The following is a 20,757-nucleotide window of genomic DNA, read 5'->3' as shown; positions in this document are numbered from 1 at the left end:
CCCATTTCTTCTGTAGGACTAGATATTAAATCCCCGACTTGTTAAAGAAGTCGGGGATCTAAATCATCAATTTAGCGATCGCTAGCAATCTTCTGGAGGTATTCGATGCGTTGCTGAGTATTTTTCTGTTCTACGTCGTTACCTATCAATATTTCTGAGTCTGCAAGGTTTTTAACTAAAGTTGCCCCGCTCTGCCCTAGTTTACCATTATCAGTTCCTTTCAATGCTTCTTGGAGCGCTTCATACCACAGCTCGTTTTCAGCATAATAATTTATGCTTTCGGCAATGCTAGTAAATTGGTTTTTAGCAAGTGATTGAGGCTGAATAACGGTAAATTCTGCACGTCTAACAATCGGGCTATTTTCGCAGTCAATTGAGATTTGCCATGAATATGTTTTGCCCACTGTGAGTTCAGGGTAGTCGCGGGGAAGTTCTAGCTTGTTAATCCCGACTATTGTGGGTATTTCTTTAACTTTGCCAATTTGTTTAGGGTTGTTGCTTGAATCAAATTCAGCCAATCGGAATCGCACATTTTGGGAACTTGACATATACCAAGCTAACATTGGACGGGTGGAAGTGGTTTTACCGATATATGTCTGAGGTGCAAGCTGTGTCAGAGGGATACTGCCGTTACTTGGACATCCACGGGAACCACCCGCACGGGAATGTCCGCTAGCGGGTTTGCGATCGCGTGGTTTAAACTCAGCAAATGCTGGCAATGCTGTCATTAGAAAAACCATGCCCACCACTAAGCTTGTAAGTCTGCGGTTATTTCGCCAAAATCCAATATGTTGATGACTCATGGTAGATGTTGTTGATTGTAGGGTTATCTGAAACTTTTAAAATTCTTAATTTTTTCCGATTTCTATGAGAGATTGTTTTAAAAGTGGCTAGTTATGTATCAAATATTTTTAGCTCCTCCTAAATCCTCCGATAAAGTGGAGGACTTTGAGTGCTTATTCCCCCATTGTTTGGGGGATATCGGAGGAATAGTGAGACAATTTGCTACTTTTCAAACATTCTCTGAGCAGAATCATAAATATAAGTTTTAAAACTCAAATTCTCTCTTAAGTTTCCAACTAAGTTCACAGATAGTCCCGCGAGGAGAAAGTGATTCGCGTAGAAACTCTCCTCTTAATTGTTGAGCAAGTATTTTAGAATGCTTTGTGCCTTTATTTTCTAGTTTTGATGTGATTCCCGAACCATTATCTTTGACGGACAATTTATAGTTATTTAAACTACAAATACCTGATGCTTCTACACGCTTGACTCCTTGGGCATGTTTGCCAACATTACACAAAGCTTCTTCTAAAAAAAGACAAACTCCCCGTTTGTCTTCCATACTTAAATATTTATCATCAATTGGGTCAAAATTGCGAATTTTAACTTTTAATGTTTTAAAATTTTCAAAATCCTTTCGTTCTAAGGTACTAGAATAAACTTCATATAACAAATCGTGAAGTGGTCGATTCAATTCAAGAATTAATCCGCTACCTAAACGCAAACTCTCTTCTGTAGTTAATGCTTCGAGTTTGAGAAATTCGCCAATCTCTCTAATCTCCCGATCGAGTTTTTCAAATTGTCCCAGCAATTGCTCGTAAGAGATATCTTTAGCACGTAGATGCTTTAATCCATAAGCGAGGGTTTGCAAAGGGCCATTATGAATTACGGTAAAAGTATTTTGAATGGTGTTTTGACGTTCGTGAATTTGCGATCGCAAGAATTTATCATGCTGGTAAAATGCAAAAGCACTCAAACCTACGCCATTTACGGCTAATACAAGTAAACCCGGTGTTACAGGAATCCATACACCCCACACCCACAGCATCATATACCCGCAGCTAAACAGACAAAATCCCGCTACACTCACACACAGTATATTTTTCCAAACAGATTGGGTCAGCCGTCCGATCATAATCGGCAAAACCCCCCAAATCAATATCCATGTATACTCTCCAATATCTCCCCAACTGTGCAACATTGGGCGACCATCCATTACAGTACTCAAAATTTGACTGATCACATGAGCGTGGTAGTCAATGCCATAAATTTGACCGCTTAATTTTAAGCCAGGCAAGGCAAATGTATAAATAGCATCTCCCGTACTCAGGTTGCGGTTGCCAACTAACACAATGCGATCGCGCAGCAATTCTGCATCAACTTGACCATTGAGAATATCGCGTAGCGACACAACATTAAAAGGTTGCTCACTGTTGCGGAAGTTCATTAAAATTGACAATCCCCCATCATCGACCCTGACGTATCCGCCAAAATTATGGGTAATTCGGGGTAATTCAATCGCACGAAATTTGATTGTATTCGGGTCATTTTTTCCCGTTTGCAACTCAATTCCTTTTGCGTCTAAATATTTAGTAACTAACTGCAATGCTAAAGAATATTTATCTTCGTTGATATTTTTAGGATTCGGCGTATACAACAAATAGCGCCGATTTTTGCTATCCTCATCATTAGGTAAATCAATAAATCCAACTCTTTCGGGTGGCAAGCTCTGGGGTGGTGAAGTTTCTGCGGGTGGTAAAATTTTTTCAATGCCAATAATCTTAGAATTTGACCGTAATACCTGTGCTAGTTGTTCGCCACCAGGTTCAACAGGAACATTTTTGAAGATATCCAAACCAATAGCTATGGGTTTATAAGTTTCCAACTTGGTGAGCAACTCTGCAATCTTCTCATCTGGAATTGGATACTGCTTAACCCATGTAATATCCTTTTCATCGATACCCACAATTACTATATGTTCATCACGTTTTTCTACCGGACGTAGACGTAACATCGTATCGAGAAGCATCCATTCCCAAGATTGCATTCCCCCAGTTATTCGGATCAACATCACCATAAATAGGACTATAATCCCTGGAGGTGCAGCCAGCGACCACAACCCAAATTCTTGGCAAATACGATTCCAGATTCCCCTTCTCATTTAATTTAGGATTAATTTTCCCTATATTTAGAGCATATTGAAAGTATTTGAATGACATTTGTCGTAGAGGTACAGCTGATACCTTTAGCGTGTGGTCTATTTAGGTGAAAATAGCTGTAATTAATCAATTAAACCTTCTTCACGGGAACGAATTTCGGTGAGGATTCGCATATTCTTACCACTTTGCTTGCAGTCTTCAGGATACACCCCCAAAACATCCTGAATCTTCGTCCAGTAAGTACGTACCGCTCGCTCCGATTTATACATTCTGTCTGCGATCGCCTTATCTGTCAAACTCTCTTCAAAAGCCAAACGCAACACATCCAACCATTCCGGCTTGAGTTCGATTCCTGTTTTGATGTCTTTGGTGTGAGTTGCACCCTGAAGTGCTAAATTAACCCGCATGAGCATTTCATCTTCGGGTAATCCTTTATCTGCGATCGCAAACCCACCTTGATGATTATCAATCTCGTGTTTAATTCTGATTAACGCCTTCACATAACTAGTTTGCACTATGAAATTCTGATGGGGATATTCTTTAAGTAAAGTTTGCAACAGCTTAATTCCGGTATCAATTTCTGCTGTCTCCCCTTGGCGATCGGGAATTGATAAATCCATCACAATCAAGTCAAACTGGTAACATTGCACTTGAGAAAGTGTATCTTTTGCCGTCTGAGCCTTGATAATAGTAGCTTCAGGATACTTTCGATTTAAGACATCAAGAGTACCAGTCAAAATTAATTGGTGGTCATCGACAACAAGAATACCAAGCTTCTTTTCCACTGCTAAATGCCCATAAACTTGATGTTCTTTCAAACTTTTCATCACCATATTTTTATCCAAATTAAAAGTTTTTTTAAGCTTTACTTCTCAATACTTAGCCATTGCAGGTAATATTTAAAATCAGCACTCTTTTAAATGTCCTCTTTAAAGTATCCGCCTATTTTAATTGGAGATGAATGTCCTACATATACAGAAAAGTGCAAATAATGCTGAGAGGAGATTATTCATCACTACTCAATACTTTTCGGTTAAACCCAATAATCTCTCTTTTGGTCTGGGGAAGGGTTAAAGGGGAAAGGGAAATTCAAACCCTTTCCCTTTCCCCTTTAACCCTTAACCGAAAAGTATTGCATCACTACTAGCTTATTTTCAATTCATGCACTGAGAAGGTTCTGGGGATCTGGATATTGTAGTATGTATGATTTTTTGACAATGCCAAAACCCGCAGATATCAGCACCAAACGCTTAATTAGCCTTGCACCCGACAACTGGGTGAGATGGGTAACTCAAATTCCCGACATTACAGTTGAAGAAATTCTCAACTCAGAATTTCAATGGATAAGTAGAGAAAGTGATGTTTTAATGAGGTAAAAAACTTATGGACTGGATAGATTTTTTTCTAGCTTGGTTAGCAAACCTATATTAGGGCTATCTTTTTTTACATTATCATTAGTAAGTATGGAGCAAAGGCACTCATTTCCCATACAGATAGAACAGGTGATCGTCCTGCAAGGACGGGGCTTCATACCCATTTTTTCGGTGAGGCGATGCTACAACATCTGATAACTCAACAATATTATTTCGCATTAAAGCTTTTCTCGGCACTGGGCTGCGGGCTGATAGCCGGAGTCTTCTTCGCCTTCTCGACTTTCGTGATGAACGCTCTTGCTCGGCTGAAACCGCCGCAGGGCATTGCCGCTATGCAATCCATCAATATCACGGTAATCAATCCATTTTTTATGACAGCGTTTTTGGGAACGGCTGCGGCTTGTATCTTTCTTTTAATCTCCTCGCTATTAAAGTGGCATCAACCCGGTGCCGCCTACTTGCTTCTCGGCAGCTTGCTCTACCTCGTTGGTACATTAGGCGTGACAATAGTTTTCAATGTACCGCTCAACGAAGCCCTGGCGAAAGTCGAGCCGGACAGTACTGAAGGTGCGAGCCTATGGTCTAGCTACTTGACCAACTGGATAATCTGGAATCACATTCGGACGGTAGCGGCGCTAGCAGCCGCGGCATCGCTCACCACCGCGCTTTGTTTGGGTTCAATAATCGTAGAGGGAATCGATAATACGGTTAGGTAACTCCCCTACTAATGGGTAAGTAAGTTGGCGAAATTAAAGCTAACTGGCTAAGGCTGTCATTGGTCATTAGTAAGGGTTTTAAGCCTATTTACGTTTCGTAACATACTTAGTTTTTTTGTGACTAATTAAATTATTTGCTCAACCATTCCTGCCATTTTTGAGCAGCCTTGTCACGTTCTGCCTTTTGGCCTGCGGGATCATAACTTCCCAAACTCTGCCACAACTGATTCCAGTCTTGCCCTTGGGGTAGCTTACTCACTACAGCCTTAACAATCAAAAAAGCCCGCTCACGAGTGAGATCGTTTGGTGCTTGCAAAAGAGGAATTACCAAAGGTAAAACTTCTTTTCCGCCTCGCATTAAAGGATACATCGAAGCTGTGTAGGGATTGTGCAGAATGTCAGGGTAATCATCAAGGGTAGCGACCAAAGCGGATAATGAGCGTTTATCTCCTAATTGGTGTAGGGCAGTGGCAGCACGGGCACGCACTTCTGGATTAGTGTCATGGGTAGCTTGGAACAAAGCATCGGCACTAGCGGGATCGGCAATTTCGCTCAGTCCCTCGGCTGCAAGCCGACGGGTACGGGGGTTGGGGTTAGTCAAGGCTTCCAACAAAATCGGGGTGGCTTTTTTGCCTAAACGAATCAATTCACCTAGTGCTAAAGCGCTAGTGTCTTGATCTGTAGAGTAGAGACGTGCTTTGATCTGCTCCATAGGTGTCGCGGTAGCGTCTTGATTATTCATATACAAATTTCCTCCGATGGCCAGCATCACAACTATCACGAATATTCCTATTGTTCTCAAGATCAAGGTGTCCCTCCTCCCCCTGCTGGTGCTGCTGGTGCTGCTGCTGGCACATGCTGAAAGCTCAAGACAACTCGACGATTACCCCGGCGATTTGCTTCTGTATCTTGGTTAGTTGTGGCATCAGGGGTAAAGTCTTCGGTTGAACCAGAGCCAATAGTAACAGCACTAATTTGAGCTTCAGCTACACCCTTAGCACGCAGGGCTGCTCCCACTGCCTGCGCTCTGCGTAGAGATAGATCGAGGTTGTGCCCAGATGCGCCGCCGCGCCTGTCAGCGAAGCCTTCGGGAGTTACTTTTACATCAGGGAATCGCCGCAGGTAATCTAAGAATGTATCAATCTTGCCTGTTTCGCTGGAACTCAGTTGGTCGCTGTCGAAATCAAAGTAAAAAATGACTGGTTCGTGTACGTAAAAATCTTGATGCTTCTGCAAAGCTGCATCGAAGGTGGCAGATTGACCATCCTGTGCTGATGCATGATCGTTCTCAACTTTGCCAGCACGGATTTGGAAGCCCCAATGAAGCGCTCCGTAAGTTGTCATGGTGTCTTCTCCCTTAGCCACCGTCTGAAAGTCGAAGTTGAACTCACCAGCCCCTCCGGGAGCATCGGTTAGTTCTGCTGCTTTGATGTCGGTGGGGTCATCGGAGCGTTTGTAACCAATAGTGGCTCCACTTGCCCCACTAGAAGAGGGTCGTGAAAGTCCAGGGGTTGCGGGATTGGGTTGGGCTGGGTCGTTACCAAAGGGGTACTGGGCAGGTAATGCACTTCCGGCTGCGGCATTGGTTCCTGTACCACCGTGAGCAGGTGCATCATTATGCAGCGCATCAGTGAAATATCCGCCTTCAACTCCCGTGGTTGCATCAGCAGTGGTACGGAGGCTAGCACCACTAGCAGCAGGTAAAGACTGAGGTTCGACATTTGTACCTGTAGCATTTGTCAGACGCACAATCTGAATCAGTCCAATCTGGTTAGAGTAGGGAGCGGTGGTTTTGGGTTTGAAACGAATAGTAATCGGTAAACTCGCGCCGTTGGGTGTGGCATTTACTTCAAAAATACCGTGTGTCAGATCGTATGTAGGGTTAATTGCCCGTTGAATCAATTTTCTCTGGGCTGTTCCTGTCTGCTGCACCACATGAGTCAGTTCATGGGCGGTTAATGCATCATTACCTGGTGACTTGCCTGCACCAAAGAAAATGTTTTGCTGGTGCGTAAATGCCTGAGCATTTAAATCCTGATTCATCTGCACCGATTGAGTGCCTGTATGTACCCGTACTTGACTAAAATCTGTACCAAAGCGGGGTTCCATGAAAGAACGCACGGCATCTGGTAATGGGCTTCCTCCACTTTCACTGCTGTTTAGCCGATTCTCAAAGTTTTCCCCAGTTTGGAAGCTGTCATTGGTAGCGAGTTGTAGCGATCGCTGAGTTTGTAATTCTTCTTCTGGTAAAATCTCTCTTTGGATAGATGCATTAATAAGTTTCGTTTGTAGTTCCTCTTCCTCTTCTGGCATTGCCTCCCGTTGCACTAAGGGAGTTATGGCAGAGGCTAGAGGCTTAGTTTGCACTTGGTCTTGAGTCTGTGTATTCTGCAAACCTATTGGCTCTGGTTCAGCCATTCGCATAACCTGATCGGCAACTTTATCGGCTTCCTGCTCATAATGGTCGTCTGGCGCACCAACCGTGAGTTTTGCCTGGGGACGATGCAAGGATATGCGACTAATATCATGACTAAGGGGCTGTTGTTTGACGGCTTCTGGTTCCAAGAATTGCTCATCAGCAGACTGCACTTCTTGAAGCTCTGTTGATGCCTCAGTTAGTCTTTGGATTGGAGGATTATTTGTTTGTAAACCAAAGCCACGCATTGGAGAAGCCAGTGTGGGAATAGTTGATAAAGCAAGGGACGGATTTAGAACAGTGGATATACCTGCTTTTTGGTGCTGAACTATGCGTAGATGCCCAGAAGCTTGTTGTCCGTCATTGCTCATATCACACTTCCTTCATTTATGGCTTAACCATAGGCATATTGATAACACACATCATAAAATTTATCTAATTGCGATCGCTATGGACTTAAGTGGAAATTATTTTGCAATGCGATCGCACTACTGATTACCTAGAGTCGGCCCAGAGGTACCAGCACTCACAGCTTGGTTACGACGCTTGCGGACATCGGCTGCTTGCTGTTGTGCCTTTTCAATCGCTTCATTCTCTTCTGCGTCTGTTGTATACATACCAAAATCCACTATTCCAAGTGATGCGAGATGATCCTCAATTGCATCGATATCTATGATGTTAGAATCCTTCTTTAGCCTGCTCATCCATAAAATCCAAATATCTTTCTCCATCTGGATGACATCATAGTTAGGCATACTGGCAATACTCCCCTCTAAAGCAGACATTTTTTCGCTCGCTTGGTCAAGTGCTTTATCCAATGCCTTAGATCCTTTGTCAGTACTGAGGACAGCCATAACAAGATCAACATCCTCGTCAGGGGTCATATCTGCACCGCCGCCGCGCTGTGCTTTGATCTCACCGATTGCATACTCTGCTGCGGCCATTAATAATGCCTGATCTAAACTACCTGATCCAATCTTTGCCATTGATTCATGCAGTTTACTTAAGGATTTCCAAATCTCCATCTTTAACACTTCAGGTTTAAGCCCATCGGGTTGTATATCTTTCCCGGCGACATCAGTCAGTCCACCTGTTGCCTTCGCAGTACCAGCCTCACCAACTTCACCGGCAGCTTCACCAGCTGCCATAAATGCCCATTTACCCAATCCTGTTGCAGCCCCCTTACTTAATCCTTCTACAAGTGCTGCTGCTCCCACTGCCTCAAAACAAAGCCCAACCGCAACACCAATGGCAATTCCTACCACCAGATCAACTAACTCTTGCTGATCGCGGGCTTCCTGTTGGGCAGCAGCCATAACTGTGGCAAACTGTTTGTAAGCTTGATCGTAACGCTCAGAGACCCTTAGCAGTTGTCCCTTTAACGACCCAATGGCTCGGTTGCCATCGCTCTGCAACTTGGTAATTTTTCCTAGCCGCACCAGTGCATTTGCTCTTGCAGATTCCACACTTGGACGGTTCTTTTCCAACAGCAGCAATGTTCCTTCTTGAGGATTAAGATTTTTGTCAGTCTGATCGTCTCGTTGAATCACAGCCTGTGAAATAGGTTGGATATTTTGGGGGTTTTGCTCTTTCTGCACTAGAGGAGTTATTGCAGCTGCTAAAGGCTTGGTTTGAACCTTTTCTTGACTCTGTTCTTCTGGTAGAATGTCACGTTGTACGCCAGAATCAGGCATCGATATGACTTGATTTGCCGTCATGTCAGCTTCTTGTTCGTATTTATCTCCAGGCTGACCAACCGTAAGTTTTGCCTGTGGGCGACGTAACGATATACGACTTATGTCGTGACTAAGGGGTTTTTCTTTGATCGCTTCTGGTTCCAATAATTGCCCATCAGCAGACTGTGCCTCTTGAAGGTCTGGGGCGACTTCAGTTACTGTTTGGAGTGGGGCAGTATTAATTTGTGAACCAAAGCCGTGTATTGGGTTCGCTAGTGTCGGAATACCTGGTGAGGCAAGCGACGGATTCGTAAAAGTTGATGCGGCTGATTTCTTGCGCCCAATTATGCGATCGCTCATCTCACCCTACCTTAGATTCACAAGGCGTATTTTTGAAACGAATTATACAGTTTGTCTAGTTGCGATCGCTATCGACTTAAGTGGAAATTATTCTCTAATGCGATCGCACATTTTACTAAAGCTATAAATTCACCCTAAAACGAGTTGGAACATTATTAATTGTCTGCACCACCAGAAGTTGTAATCCCAGCCGCCGTTGCTTGTTTCTCGATAATGGGTCGCCACCACCCATCACCATCTAAAGCGCAGACATATTTATCAACCTGGTTCGTAACTGCCTCTGTGCCAACAGGTTCTGTTGATGGAGGATTCGTCTTATTCTGTGCCCACGCTACTTTCATGGCAACACCAACTCCTTTCACCGCCTCCACAGCCAGCGAGGCAGAAGCATCAAAGAGCGGGTGGTCGGGAGCATCCTTGGCAAGCTCTGAGTGAGTGGGGCCGGTCAACCCTTTAGCTTTTGACTCCTTAGCGGACTCCGCCACTTTTTTCTCAGCATAAGCATCTAATAGTTTTTGTCCTAATTTACTTTTCGCCACAGTGACAACTTCTGCCAAATCCGCTGCAATTGCTGGGAAGAGTGTAAGTAAGATAGCCACAGTCCCGGTCGTAATTACAACCATACCACCTTTAATCGCAAAGCCAGCTGCTTTAATAATGGCTTCGGCATCCTGTTCGCCCATTTCTTCACCTGCGGCTTTGCCTGCTCTCGCACCGGATACACCGCCAACTACAGCGCCAACTACACCACCAACTTGCTCGCCAATTTCTTCACCCACAACTTCGCCAAGGCTACCAAAAAGCCCACCGATTTTCCGACCTGTCGCCCCGCCTGCTCTCGCGCCGCTAGCAGTACCTTTAACTGCTCCTTCTACACCACCCACTACTGCACCTATCCCACCTTCAACAGTACTGAGGATTGGTTTAACTCCCATCTTCTCACCTAACTTGTTGGCAAGAACATCTGCTGTAATGCCTCCTTTCATCATCAAGCCTTTTACCAAGGCTACAGTTAAAGCCCCACTCTCTAGTTCGGTTTTGAGTAATTCAATTTTACTGACCATGTTGTTAGCACCTGCAACATAAGTGCCACTGATAATTTGGGGTAGTCCTTTTTTATCTAATCCACCCACCGTTGCTGTACCTATCCCTAAAGTTGTCTGGGACATCTTAGCCATCAGAGGCTTATATTTAGCTGGGTTTTCCTTTGCCAGTAACCAGATGGCTGCTTCAGTAAAGTTGGTATGAGAAAAATAATCTTCTATAGCATGTAAAGCGCTACTCATCTCCTCCCGTCCCTCTGATGTGTCACCTTTTTTGATTGCCTCTACCAATTTTCTCTTAGCCATAAACTTGCCGCGCTCGATATAAGCTGGCAGACGATTCTTTGCTGCGGCAGCTTTGATCTCGGCATAGGCTGCATCAGCTGCTTCTTGGTCTTTCTTTTGGGATTCGGACAGTTGCTTTTTATTTTCATTACGAGCATCAGCATCCTTTGCAGTGGTTGCTGAAGTCGGATCTTCAACGGTATTACCTCCGTCGGGATTATCCATGTGTTCTGAAGGAACATAGGTTCCCAGTTTACTCTGGTCGATTGGCTTGCCAAATTCCCCCATTCCCAGCAGTTCCACCAAAGGAAACAGATCTGGGCCGAGTTGTGATAAATCACGCATCCAATTACCCAGATAAGCCTCTGCTGCTTCGTCGGCAGTGAAGCCAGCTAATATCAAGCCTTTTTTCTCTATTGAGCCATGTCCTGATTCACCTGCCTGATAGCGCTGAATAACCTTGTGGCTTGCTGAATCACCAGTTTGCTGCACCAAATGAGTCAATTCATGGGTAGGAGCCTTCCCCGCACCAAAGTAAACATCTTGCTTGTGCGTAAATGCCTGAGCATTCATCTCCGCTTCTTGTTCGTATTTGTCTCCAGGCTGACCAACCGTAAGTTTTGCCTGTGGACGACGTAATGATATGCGACTTATGTCGTGACTAAGGGGCTTTTCTTTGATCACTTCTGGTTCCAATAATTGCCCATCAGCAGACTGTGCCTCTTGAAGGTCTGGGGCGACTTCAGTTACTGTTTGGAGTGGAGCAGTATTGATTTGTGAACCAAAGCCGTGTATTGGGTTCGCTAGTGTCGGAATACCTGGTGAGGCAAGCGACGGATTCGTAAAAGTTGATGCGGCTGATTTCTTGCGCCCAATTATGCGATCGCTCATCTCACCCTACCTTGGATTCACAAGGCGTATTTTTGAAACGAATTATACACTTTGTCTAGTTGCGATCGCTATCGACTTAAGTGGAAATTATTCTCTAATGCGATCGCTCATCTCACTTTTAGCTATACTAAATACGACAAAAATTGCTTAAAACTTTGTGATTGTGCCATAAAGTTTGTCTCATTATCGATAATAAAAGCAACCCTTCAGCAATTTCCCATTGTACTCTATTAGTAAATCGTAACAATATTTTTAACTATGACTACGCAAACACTACCTCCACCAGAAGTTTATCAAGGTCAGTTTGGGGAATTTACAATTACTCAGAGCGATCGCACTGGCGTAATGATCTACCGCGCTGGCTTAATGGTAGCAGCAGTCAGCTTTGCTGTAGGCAGCGCTTTGATTTTGTTCAACAATAACCCGACTGTTGTCACTGCACTTACACCTTTATATGCTTGTTTTGGTCTCGCTCTTGGTGTAAGTTTATTTACCATTCATATCTACATGGCATCACTGCATCGAATGTTGCAAATTTTTTGGGCGATCGGTAGTATGGCATCAGTAATTCTGGCAATCTCTAGTACTCAACCTTTAGCTCTGACTGTTTACAATCAGCCTCTTACCTTATTTGGGGTTGGTTTTATTTTCGTTGCTTTGACAGGGATTTATTTTAAAGAGGCTTTTTGCTTCAATCGCTTGGAAACTAAAGTATTAACCCTAATAGTACCGCTGCTGTTATTAGGACATTTGGTGGGAATTTTACCAACTCAGGGGGAAAGTGTTTTATTAGGAATTTGGGCAACGTTGTTTTTGGTATTTGCTTTGCGAAAGACAGTACAAGAAATTCCTGCTGATATTGGAGATAAATCTGTATTTACTTACTTGAAAGAACAACGTCTAGCTAAAATTTAATGCAGGCAAAAAACCGTCGGCGTAAAAATTTTCCAAAAATCAAACTAATAAAACGCCAAGAAATGTGGACACTTACGGCTCAGGGGTGGGCGATTGCGATCGCTTCGATTGTTTATTTAATATTTTTCGCTATTACTCATGTACACTCATTTCTCGCCGTGACTTCCCCTATTAAATCAGCAGAAGTATTAGTTGTTGAAGGATGGCTACCAGATTATGCCATACAACAAGCTTTAACTGAATTTAAAAACGGTTCTTATAATCTAGTAATTACTACAGGAGGATCGATAGAAAAAGGAAATTATCTTAGCGAATATAAAAGCTTTGCAGAAGTATCAGCTGCTACCTTCGAGAAACTCGGTTTAGAATCGGAGAAGGTAGTAGCTGTTCCGACACCAATGGTAATAAAGGATCGTAGTTATGCATCTGCTGCTGAATTTTATCGCTGGCTATCCGATTCCAATTTAAAGCTACAATCAATTAATGTTTTTTCTTTGGATGTTCACACCCGTAGGAGTTGGTTTCTATTCAGAAAAATACTTACACCTAAAGTCCAAGTTGGTGCGATCGCAGCTAAAACTCATGATTACGATCCAAACAAATGGTGGGTTTCTAGCCAAGGTGTGCGGACAATTCTTGATGAAGGCATCGCTTATATCTATGCGCGGTTTTTGAATTGGAAAGCCTAAAAGTAATAATTTGTAATTCCCAGATCCCCTACTTCTTAAAGAAGTCGGGGATCTATCTACTGAGTGTTTTATGTTGAATTAGGACACCTATTACACAAGAAAATTTGGAATGTTTTTCTATTTGGAATTACCTGAATTATCTAGTATTTGTAATAATGCTTGTCGATAAATTTTTAGACCCTCGGCATTGAGATGGTCGCCATCGCTCGTAAAATTCTCTTTAAGAACATTATTTTCATACAATGGTGCTAGTCCTGCTGCTGCAACTGGTACTTTTTCTTTTTCAGCGACTTGATTAATCAGAACATTAATTTGTTCAACTTTAGGAAGTGGGGCTGCAACAGTTGGATCTAAGCTGGCTGCAACTGTTGAATAAAAAGCCGGAATCAGAAAAATCTCTTTATTTTCCATTGTTCTAACAAGTGCGATCGCCTCTTGGAGATTTTTGCTAAACAATTCATCACTAATTCCATACCAAGCATCATTTCCACCTACGGCAATAATAGCTTTTTCGCATTTAACTTTAGTAGAAATTAAACTTTTCAATTGTTCCAGTAATGAGATTGTGCTTAGGCCATTTAACCCAAAATTAAAAGTGCCGCTTCCAAGGGTATTACCAAGCCCAGCCGAAATAGAATCGCCAAATAAGCAACCTGAAAACTGTTTATCTTGGGCGGCGAGTATTTGATATTGCAGTGCAATTTTTCCAAAAGGTGAAGAACTTACATTGTCTTTTGGTGGTGCATCAGCAGAATTAGAAGAGGAATTTGCCAGTCCAACTAGCTTAGAAATTTTTGACACGTCAACAACTAGTTGATTACTAGGATATGCTTCTAAAAAGCTGATTAATCCTAGACCTTCTGGTGATTTTGCTCCGATGATAATGGCAGAACGTAGGGCTTGTGTACTGGCTTGATCGCGACGGGCGATCGCACCAGAAGCAAAAGATAAAATTTGCTTGCCCATTCCTGAATTTATCAACTTATCTAAAGCCACAATATCAAGCGACATTTTCACTTGAAGGGCTTCTTGAAACTTCTCTTTCTCTTTAGCGCTGAGGTAATCTAAGAAAGATTGTAAATCGCTAGAAGCCTTTTGCTTCTCGCCATAGTTGCGTATATCTGCCACCGGGATCGATTGCTCAAACAACCCGTATCTGACAGTAACTTTCTCGGCTGCCAAACTAGGCAACAAACCAAGACCACTATGCACCAGTAAAAATATTAAGCACCCAGATAGGCTTATTAAAAGACGATAAAAATATTTCATCACAGAAGATCAGAAGATAGATAGTCAATAGTTAATAGTCAAGAGTCAAGAGTCAAAAGTCAAGGGGTTAGTCATTAGTTATTAGTCATTTGTCATTTGTCATTTGTCATTTGTCATTTGTCATTTGTCATTAATTCTTTCCCTGCTCCCTCATCCCCCTCAACAGCCAAGCCCAATTTGGGAATACTCAATCCAGTGGGCGTGAGGATGAAACCGTGGTGGAAGAAGGCGCATATTGGATAGCTTGGGCGCAAATTTCGGGAATTGGCCCGGTATTATTGCGACGGCTGCAACAGCATTTTGGCACGCTGGCAACAGCTTGGAACGCTACCAAGGTAGAATTAGGAGAAGTGGAGGGTTTTGGTTTTCAGACACTAGAAAAAGTAGTACAACAGCGATCGCGTTTGCACCCAGAACAACTATTCACCAAGCACCAGCAAGAAAATTCCCATTTCTGGACACCAGCAGATGCAAATTATCCCCGCTTACTGCTGGAAACTCCCAGTCCACCGCCGATTTTGTACTATCGCGGTGAAGTCGAACTCCAAGAAAATCTCGGACAAAAACCGATGGTTGGTATTGTCGGCACACGCCAACCCTCAGAATACGGTATCCGTTGGACTCGCCAAATTAGTACAGCTTTGGCTAAAAATGGCTTTACAGTTGTTTCTGGGATGGCAGAGGGAATTGACACCGAAAGCCACAGCGCCGCCATGAAAGCAGGTGGACGCACGATCGCAGTTTTAGGAACTGGTGTAGATGTAATTTATCCCCATAAAAATCGGGATTTGTACAAGCAAATTTTGACGACTGGGTTAGTTGTGAGTGAGTACCCCACAAAAACCCCACCCGATCGCACGCACTTTCCCCGTCGCAACCGAATTATTGCGGGTTTAAGCCGCGCTATTCTGGTAATGGAAGCACCTTTAAAATCTGGTGCGTTAATTACTGCTACCTACGCAAATGAATTTGGTAGAGATGTCTATGCCTTACCTGGAAGAGTGGACGATCATCCATCTCAAGGATGCTTAAAGTTACTGAGTCAGGGAGCTTCTTTGATTGTCAAGGAATTAGATGAACTGTTAACAATGCTGGGAGCAATACCACAAATTGATGGAGTCGAGGCTTCCACAGCGCCAGAAAAGTTAATGCCAACTTTATCGCCAGAATTGCAAACGGTAATGGATGCGTTTACAAGTGATGCTTTACCCTTCGATTTTATTGTCCAACAAACCGGTATGTCTGCTGGCTCAGTTTCGGGCGCTTTGTTACAGTTGGAACTTATGGGTTTAGTTTCGCAATTACCAGGGATGCGGTATCAAAAAAGTTAAGAGTTCAAGGACAATAACATTAATTTAGCTTTGCTTTTAGCAATTTAATAATTATCTTTGAGGATAATACTGTTGATTAATAACTGGAGACTGATAACCATTTGCCGGTACAGTATTTCCCATCCCATTAGGTACAGGACTGACAACAGGGGGCTGATAACCACTCATGGGTACAGTACCTGTGGTACTGTTGGGTAAAGCAGGACTCCCAATCTGGGGCTGATAAGCATTTGCGGGTATAATGCTTGTGGTACTGTTGGGTGTAACAGCATTTTGGCTAAACTCTTGGTAGGCGGCACGAGAAATTGAGCTAATCAGTTTTTCGGCGCGAGGGTCATTTTCGGGGCGTTGTACCATGACGGTAGCTATATAGCGCTTGCCAGTGGGAACAACAATTAAGCCTGTATCTGCCAGCATAGTACCGATATCGCCCGTTTTGTGGAATGCTCTTGCACCTGTTCCCAAACCCGATGGTAGTAGAGTGTCTCTTTGAGTGCGACGCAAGATATCGAGCATGAGATCGCGTGATGGCATACTGACTAAATTCCCCTGACTCACAATAGCCATCAAATTCGCCAATTCTTTGGGGCTAGTAGTATTTGTTCCTTGCAAATCTGGCAGGCTATTACGAATTGTTGTGGTTGTCAATCCCCAAGTGCGGAAACGCTGGTTTAACGCCTCCATCCCTCCTAGTCGAGCAATCAGCATATTTGTCGCCGTGTTGTCGCTGATTGTAATCATTTTAGTGACGACTTCCAGGGCATTGTACTTGGTTCCGGCTGGTTTTGACCCCATATCTCCAGAACCGCCAGCTACCATATCCTGTTGCATGGTCAGCATTTCATCAAGGCGAATTTTCCCCGCATCCACATCTTGGAAAAAGGCAAGTAGAATCGGCACTTTAATTGTGCTAGCTGCTGGAAAACTGGTAGAGCCGTTGACATCTACATAATTGCCAGTGTCCAAATCTACCAAGAAAATACCGGGTGCAAGATTTGGGTAGTTTGCTGCCAAATTTTGCACGGCATTTTTCAAGGAAATAATTTCCTGAGATAGGTATAGGCTCGAAGATGCAGTTGGGGGAGCTTGGGTCGGTTGTGGCTGCGATCGCGCCACATTACTATTAGATTGAGGTGCAGAAGTTGTACTGATGCGATTAGCCGGGTCTAATACTGACAACACCGTGCCCACAATTGCACCCATTCCAACACCCACTATCAACAATCGCACAACATATAACATAGTTTTGGCCATTGGCTTTAATCGCGTTTTCCGCGATGAACGCAGGCCTCTTTTTGGCTTTTCCATCCGCACTGTTTTCACCATTACAGCACCTGGTCGAAAGGGAGGAATTTTCCCCTTTACAGTTGGTATTGGTTTTACTGCCGTTGGCATGACTAATCCCGATTTTACCCTACGTGTAGCACCAGGGTTTGTGGGGGGAGCAACGCCATTTTTGGAGCGTGCTAGCGCCGCTTCTCGTCCATTGGCAGCTTGCTGCTGGCTATTAGCTTTAACTTTTTTTTGCGCCACTTTTTGAACTTTTTGTGGACGTTGGCGGCGATTTAGGGGTTGTCGCCGCGAGAAAGCTGTTAGTTCGTCACTTGACTCTGACACAGTTACTCCTTGTGACCGACTTGACTGTTTTCTTGCAGACTCCTGACCCAAAACTTAATCTTTAAGCAATATTAATACTCAAATTCCACTTTGCCACTAAGTAGCATTTTTGTGTTTAGTTTAAGCCATATTAAATATTTTGGGGGGGGTGATTGCGTATATATTAAACGAATAATTACAAGTTTTCACTATCCCTCTGGTTTTTCAAAGCCCATTCTACCTGCTGCAAAATTCCTCGCAGCATGGCTACTTCCCTAGTTTTCAGGTGAGCGCGATTATATAGTTGGCGAAATTTTCCCATACGACTAGCTGCTGTATGAGGATATACATAACCAATTTTCAGTAATAGTGATTCTAATTGCTGGTAGTATCCTTCTAAAACATCTAAGGGTGCGAGTTCAGTTTGGGTTATGGTCTTAGTGTCAAATTGTTGGGCAGATTGTGACAATTCATAACAGCAGATTGCCACAGCAGTAGCTAAATTCAGGGCTACATAATCTTGACTGGTGGGAATACCAACAAATCTCTGGGCATAATTTAATTCTTCATTGCTTAATCCCCGGTCTTCCCTGCCAAAAATCAGTGCTGTGGGTTTTTCTGGTTCCTCCAGTAACCAGGGTAGTGCAGTGCGGGGGTTTTCTAAAGGTGTTTCTAAACTGCGAACGCGACCGGTGGTAGCGATCGCCCGTACACATCCATGCAATGCTTCTGGTAAGGTTGCCACTAATACGGCAGATTCTATAATTTCCTGAGCATGAACAGCCATCATCAAAGCTTCCGTCGAGAGCGGATCGCATTGGGGGTTCACTAATACTAAATTATATAACCCGAAATTTTTCATTACCCTGGCGATCGCCCCGATATTTATCGGCCCAGCTGGTTCTACCAACACAATTCTTAATCCAGCCAAGCCCATTTTTTGCCTCCTGCGATCGCACCATAAAATATTTTTAAGCTAACTCTCAGCGTTGTAGTTCTGCTGAAGAGTTTTCTTGAAATCATTTTACCTGTTTGACGCACCCACACTTTGTAGGGGTGGAAGTAAAGAAGGCAGGAGGCAGGAGGCAGAAGGCAGAAGGGAAGAATGTGAACGGGGCTTTAACCCCGCCCAATTCTTGGCCACCAAATCAGAGATTATGGTGGGGGACTCAGACCCATGTTCCCTCTGGTCACGGGCAGAGGGCGAAAACAGTATTCCAACTGAAACTCCTGCCGCCTGCCCTCTGCCTTTCTTGTTCAACCACTTATGTGAGATGCTGATTGATGATTAGTGAGTTTTGCCAATGTCTGTTGTTTCTGCCATCACTGTTACTGTTCCCGCCACAACTGCTAATTTGGGGCCTGGTTTTGATTGCATCGGTGCAGCTTTAAAGCTGTACAACGAGTTCAAATTCACTCGCCTAGAAGAAGGTGGGCTAATTATTCATGTCACTGGTACAGAAGCTGAACGAGTCCAAACTGATGAAAGCAATCTCCTCTACCAGGCGTTTGTCAAATTCTATCAACATATAGAGCAAACACCGCCGACTGTGAAAATAGAGATTAAGTTAGGTGTCCCACTGGCAAGGGGTTTGGGTAGTTCGGCAACAGCAATTGTGGGCGGATTAGTTGCGGCAAATCAACTTGAGGGTGCTACTCTTTCTCAGTCGCAGGTGATGGAGTTAGCGATCGCAATGGAAGGACATCCTGATAATGTAGTGCCAGCTTTGTTGGGAGGATGTCGTCTGGCTGCTACCAGTGGCACAGCCTGGGAAATTTGTGATGTTCCTTGGCATAAAGATGTTGTACCAGTTGTGGCTATTCCTAATTTTGAACTTTCCACTTCAGAGGCGCGGGGTGTTTTGCCAACTGAGGTGAGTCGCGCTGATGCGATTTTCAATACGGCACATTTGGGGTTACTGTTGCGCGGCTTGGAAACTGGTAACGGACAATGGTTAAAGACAGCTTTGCAAGATAAGTTGCATCAGCCCTATCGGAAAGCTTTGATTCGTGGTTATGATGCTGTCAACATTGCCGCTGTTAGTGCTGGTGCTTATGGTATGGTAATTAGTGGTGCGGGGCCGACACTGTTAGCTTTGACAGATCAATTACACTCAGAGGCTGTGGAGGCGGCGATGTTAGCTGCTTGGCAAGAAGAAGGAATTACAGCCGAGGTGCGATCGCTTTCCCTCGATACCCAAGGCGCAAAAAGCTTTTAAGATTTTACTCAGCACTTAAAACTCGATTTATGGAGCAAATTCAGGCTGAAGTGGCGGCGCTTAACTCTCAAATTGAAATTCTTTTAGAAGAACGCGCTGCACTAACTATTAATAATGTCATCTCTAGCGAGAATGATTCACCCCAGGCAATGGTTGAAGCATATCGCCGTCAAGCCAGGGAAAATGCCCAGTTATCAGTTGAACTCCAAGGCATTGATGCTGCGATCGCAGCTTTGGAAGTCCAAATCAAACAAAAACAAAATAAATTAGTGCGTTGGCAAGTTGAATCAAAACAACTTACCCAACAGCAGCAGCTAGAAGAAGCGAAAGAAGTGGCACAGGTTCATGCTCAACGCATTAATCAACTGGCTGGAGAATTGGCGGCAGAAGTCCGTTTTCTTAAAGCTTGTGCCAATGAACTGAGTCCAATGTATTGGCAGATTTATTACAAGCCTTTCATTACTGGGTTCAAAACAATCTCCGTTCCTTATGTCCGCTCTGATTTAGAAGTGTGGACAATTGTCAACCGGATTGTTTAATTCTCTGAGCTTTGGAATCCCCCGCTATATCAGGTACTCCTGATTAGCGGTGGGAGGATGTCAATGCTTAATAAATTTCCAATTTCCGCTACCACTATCTCTATCTGCGCCAGCAGCCGTTGAGACACACAACAAATTTCCATCACAACCTCTACCTCTGGTATCTAAGTAACCTCCTTGACCATTACCATAACCATTCACAAGTTGAACAGGCTGATCTTCACGTAAGTCATTTGAAGATTTGTATTTAGAAATTATTTTCCAGGTTCCGCTACCACTATCTCTGTTGGGGTTGTTGGCTGTAGAGACACACAGTAGATTCTCAGAACAGTTTCTTCCCCGCGTGTCTAAGTAACCACCAGCACCTCGATCGTATTGATTTTGCAGGTAAACGTCATCGAGCGACTCAACAACTCCTGTTTTGCCAGTTTTTGATAGAATCTTCCAAGACCCACTACCGTTATCTCTGTTGGGGTTGTTGGCTGTAGAAACACACAGCA

17 protein-coding genes and 2 pseudogenes are annotated in these 20,757 nt (G+C 43.7%); 8 read left to right on the top strand and 11 right to left on the bottom strand.

All coding sequences use genetic code 11. From position 1 onward, the window contains the following. Positions 1-71: 71 nt before the first annotated feature. The 3 genes from IQ274_RS31775 to IQ274_RS31765 all read right to left on the bottom strand — a co-directional run bounded on the left by IQ274_RS31775 (position 72) and on the right by IQ274_RS31765 (position 3,772). On the bottom strand, positions 72-803 hold the full coding sequence (locus tag IQ274_RS31775; protein ID WP_194144634.1) for a DUF928 domain-containing protein: 732 nt from the start codon (positions 801-803) through the stop codon (positions 72-74). 245 nt (positions 804-1,048) lie between these two features. Beyond that, positions 1,049-2,941, bottom strand: a complete 1,893-nt coding sequence (locus IQ274_RS31770) for a CHASE2 domain-containing protein (protein ID WP_194144633.1) — start codon at positions 2,939-2,941, stop codon at positions 1,049-1,051. Positions 2,942-3,061: 120 nt separating this feature from the next. Continuing rightward, positions 3,062-3,772 carry a response regulator transcription factor gene (locus tag IQ274_RS31765; protein WP_163931303.1) on the bottom strand — a complete coding sequence of 237 codons (711 nt, stop codon included), beginning with the start codon at positions 3,770-3,772 and terminating at the stop codon, positions 3,062-3,064. A gap of 384 nt (positions 3,773-4,156) precedes the next feature. On the opposite strand from IQ274_RS31765, the pseudogene IQ274_RS31760 reads away from it, so the two are divergent. The 3 genes and pseudogenes from IQ274_RS31760 to IQ274_RS31750 form a co-directional block, all read left to right on the top strand. Next, a pseudogene (locus IQ274_RS31760) lies at positions 4,157-4,312 on the top strand (transposase); the annotation flags it as partial. A 3-nt stretch (positions 4,313-4,315) separates the two neighbouring features. Further along, a pseudogene (locus IQ274_RS31755) lies at positions 4,316-4,447 on the top strand (IS4 family transposase); the annotation flags it as partial. Between the two features lie 44 nt (positions 4,448-4,491). Then, positions 4,492-5,028, top strand: coding sequence for a DUF1772 domain-containing protein (locus IQ274_RS31750; protein WP_194144632.1), 537 nt, complete (start codon positions 4,492-4,494; stop codon positions 5,026-5,028). A 130-nt stretch (positions 5,029-5,158) separates the two neighbouring features. Here the strand turns inward: IQ274_RS31750 and IQ274_RS31745 are convergent, their stop codons facing one another. From IQ274_RS31745 to IQ274_RS31730, 4 genes are all read right to left on the bottom strand, one after another. After that, the gene (locus IQ274_RS31745; RefSeq protein WP_163931296.1) at positions 5,159-5,770 is read right to left on the bottom strand and encodes a HEAT repeat domain-containing protein; all 612 of its coding nucleotides are present in this window, start codon (positions 5,768-5,770) and stop codon (positions 5,159-5,161) included. A gap of 62 nt (positions 5,771-5,832) precedes the next feature. Next, positions 5,833-7,815 (bottom strand): eCIS core domain-containing protein, encoded by a 1,983-nt coding sequence (locus IQ274_RS31740; RefSeq protein WP_194144631.1) that lies wholly within the window; start codon positions 7,813-7,815, stop codon positions 5,833-5,835. Between the two features lie 117 nt (positions 7,816-7,932). Continuing rightward, a complete protein-coding gene (locus IQ274_RS31735; protein ID WP_194144630.1) occupies positions 7,933-9,480 on the bottom strand; it encodes a hypothetical protein in 1,548 nt (515 codons plus the stop codon). Between the two features lie 155 nt (positions 9,481-9,635). Further along, the gene (locus IQ274_RS31730; protein WP_194144629.1) at positions 9,636-11,699 is read right to left on the bottom strand and encodes an HET-C-related protein; all 2,064 of its coding nucleotides are present in this window, start codon (positions 11,697-11,699) and stop codon (positions 9,636-9,638) included. A gap of 258 nt (positions 11,700-11,957) precedes the next feature. Here IQ274_RS31730 and IQ274_RS31725 point away from each other — a divergent pair, with 258 nt between their 5' ends. After that, entirely contained in the window at positions 11,958-12,614 is a 657-nt protein-coding gene (locus IQ274_RS31725; RefSeq protein WP_194144628.1) for a DUF2301 domain-containing membrane protein, read from the top strand. After that, a complete protein-coding gene (locus tag IQ274_RS31720) occupies positions 12,614-13,303 on the top strand; it encodes an ElyC/SanA/YdcF family protein (protein ID WP_163931287.1) in 690 nt (229 codons plus the stop codon). The genes IQ274_RS31725 and IQ274_RS31720 overlap by 1 nt, the downstream gene beginning before the upstream one ends. Positions 13,304-13,420: 117 nt before the next feature. On the opposite strand, the gene IQ274_RS31715 is transcribed toward IQ274_RS31720, so the two are convergent. Beyond that, positions 13,421-14,515, bottom strand: a complete 1,095-nt coding sequence (locus IQ274_RS31715; protein ID WP_322745401.1) for an alpha/beta hydrolase — start codon at positions 14,513-14,515, stop codon at positions 13,421-13,423. A gap of 272 nt (positions 14,516-14,787) precedes the next feature. On the opposite strand from IQ274_RS31715, the gene dprA reads away from it, so the two are divergent. Continuing rightward, a complete protein-coding gene (gene dprA, locus IQ274_RS31710) occupies positions 14,788-15,903 on the top strand; it encodes a DNA-processing protein DprA (protein WP_194144627.1) in 1,116 nt (371 codons plus the stop codon). Positions 15,904-15,954: 51 nt separating this feature from the next. Here dprA and IQ274_RS31705 read toward each other — a convergent pair whose 3' ends face one another. Together IQ274_RS31705 and IQ274_RS31700 are read right to left on the bottom strand one after the other, a co-directional pair. Continuing rightward, positions 15,955-17,520, bottom strand: a complete 1,566-nt coding sequence (locus IQ274_RS31705) for a serine hydrolase (protein WP_194144626.1) — start codon at positions 17,518-17,520, stop codon at positions 15,955-15,957. Positions 17,521-17,695: 175 nt separating this feature from the next. After that, entirely contained in the window at positions 17,696-18,436 is a 741-nt protein-coding gene (locus tag IQ274_RS31700; RefSeq protein ID WP_194144625.1) for an RNA methyltransferase, read from the bottom strand. 367 nt (positions 18,437-18,803) lie between these two features. Between IQ274_RS31700 and thrB the strand changes: the two genes are divergently transcribed. Together thrB and IQ274_RS31690 are read left to right on the top strand one after the other, a co-directional pair. Then, positions 18,804-19,718: a homoserine kinase gene (thrB, locus tag IQ274_RS31695; protein WP_163931275.1), complete on the top strand. Its 915-nt coding sequence runs from the start codon at positions 18,804-18,806 to the stop codon at positions 19,716-19,718. A gap of 29 nt (positions 19,719-19,747) precedes the next feature. Further along, a complete protein-coding gene (locus IQ274_RS31690; protein ID WP_012408879.1) occupies positions 19,748-20,257 on the top strand; it encodes a hypothetical protein in 510 nt (169 codons plus the stop codon). Positions 20,258-20,317: 60 nt separating this feature from the next. Here IQ274_RS31690 and IQ274_RS31685 read toward each other — a convergent pair. Beyond that, positions 20,318-20,757, bottom strand: a 440-nt coding sequence (locus tag IQ274_RS31685) for a hypothetical protein (RefSeq protein WP_194144624.1), incomplete at its 5' end; no start/stop codon positions are given.

Origin of the sequence: Nostoc sp. LEGE 12447, assembly GCF_015206985.1 — a bacterium.
Lineage (GTDB): Bacteria > Cyanobacteriota > Cyanobacteriia > Cyanobacteriales > Nostocaceae > Nostoc.
This window is presented reverse-complemented; position numbering and strand designations above follow the sequence as displayed.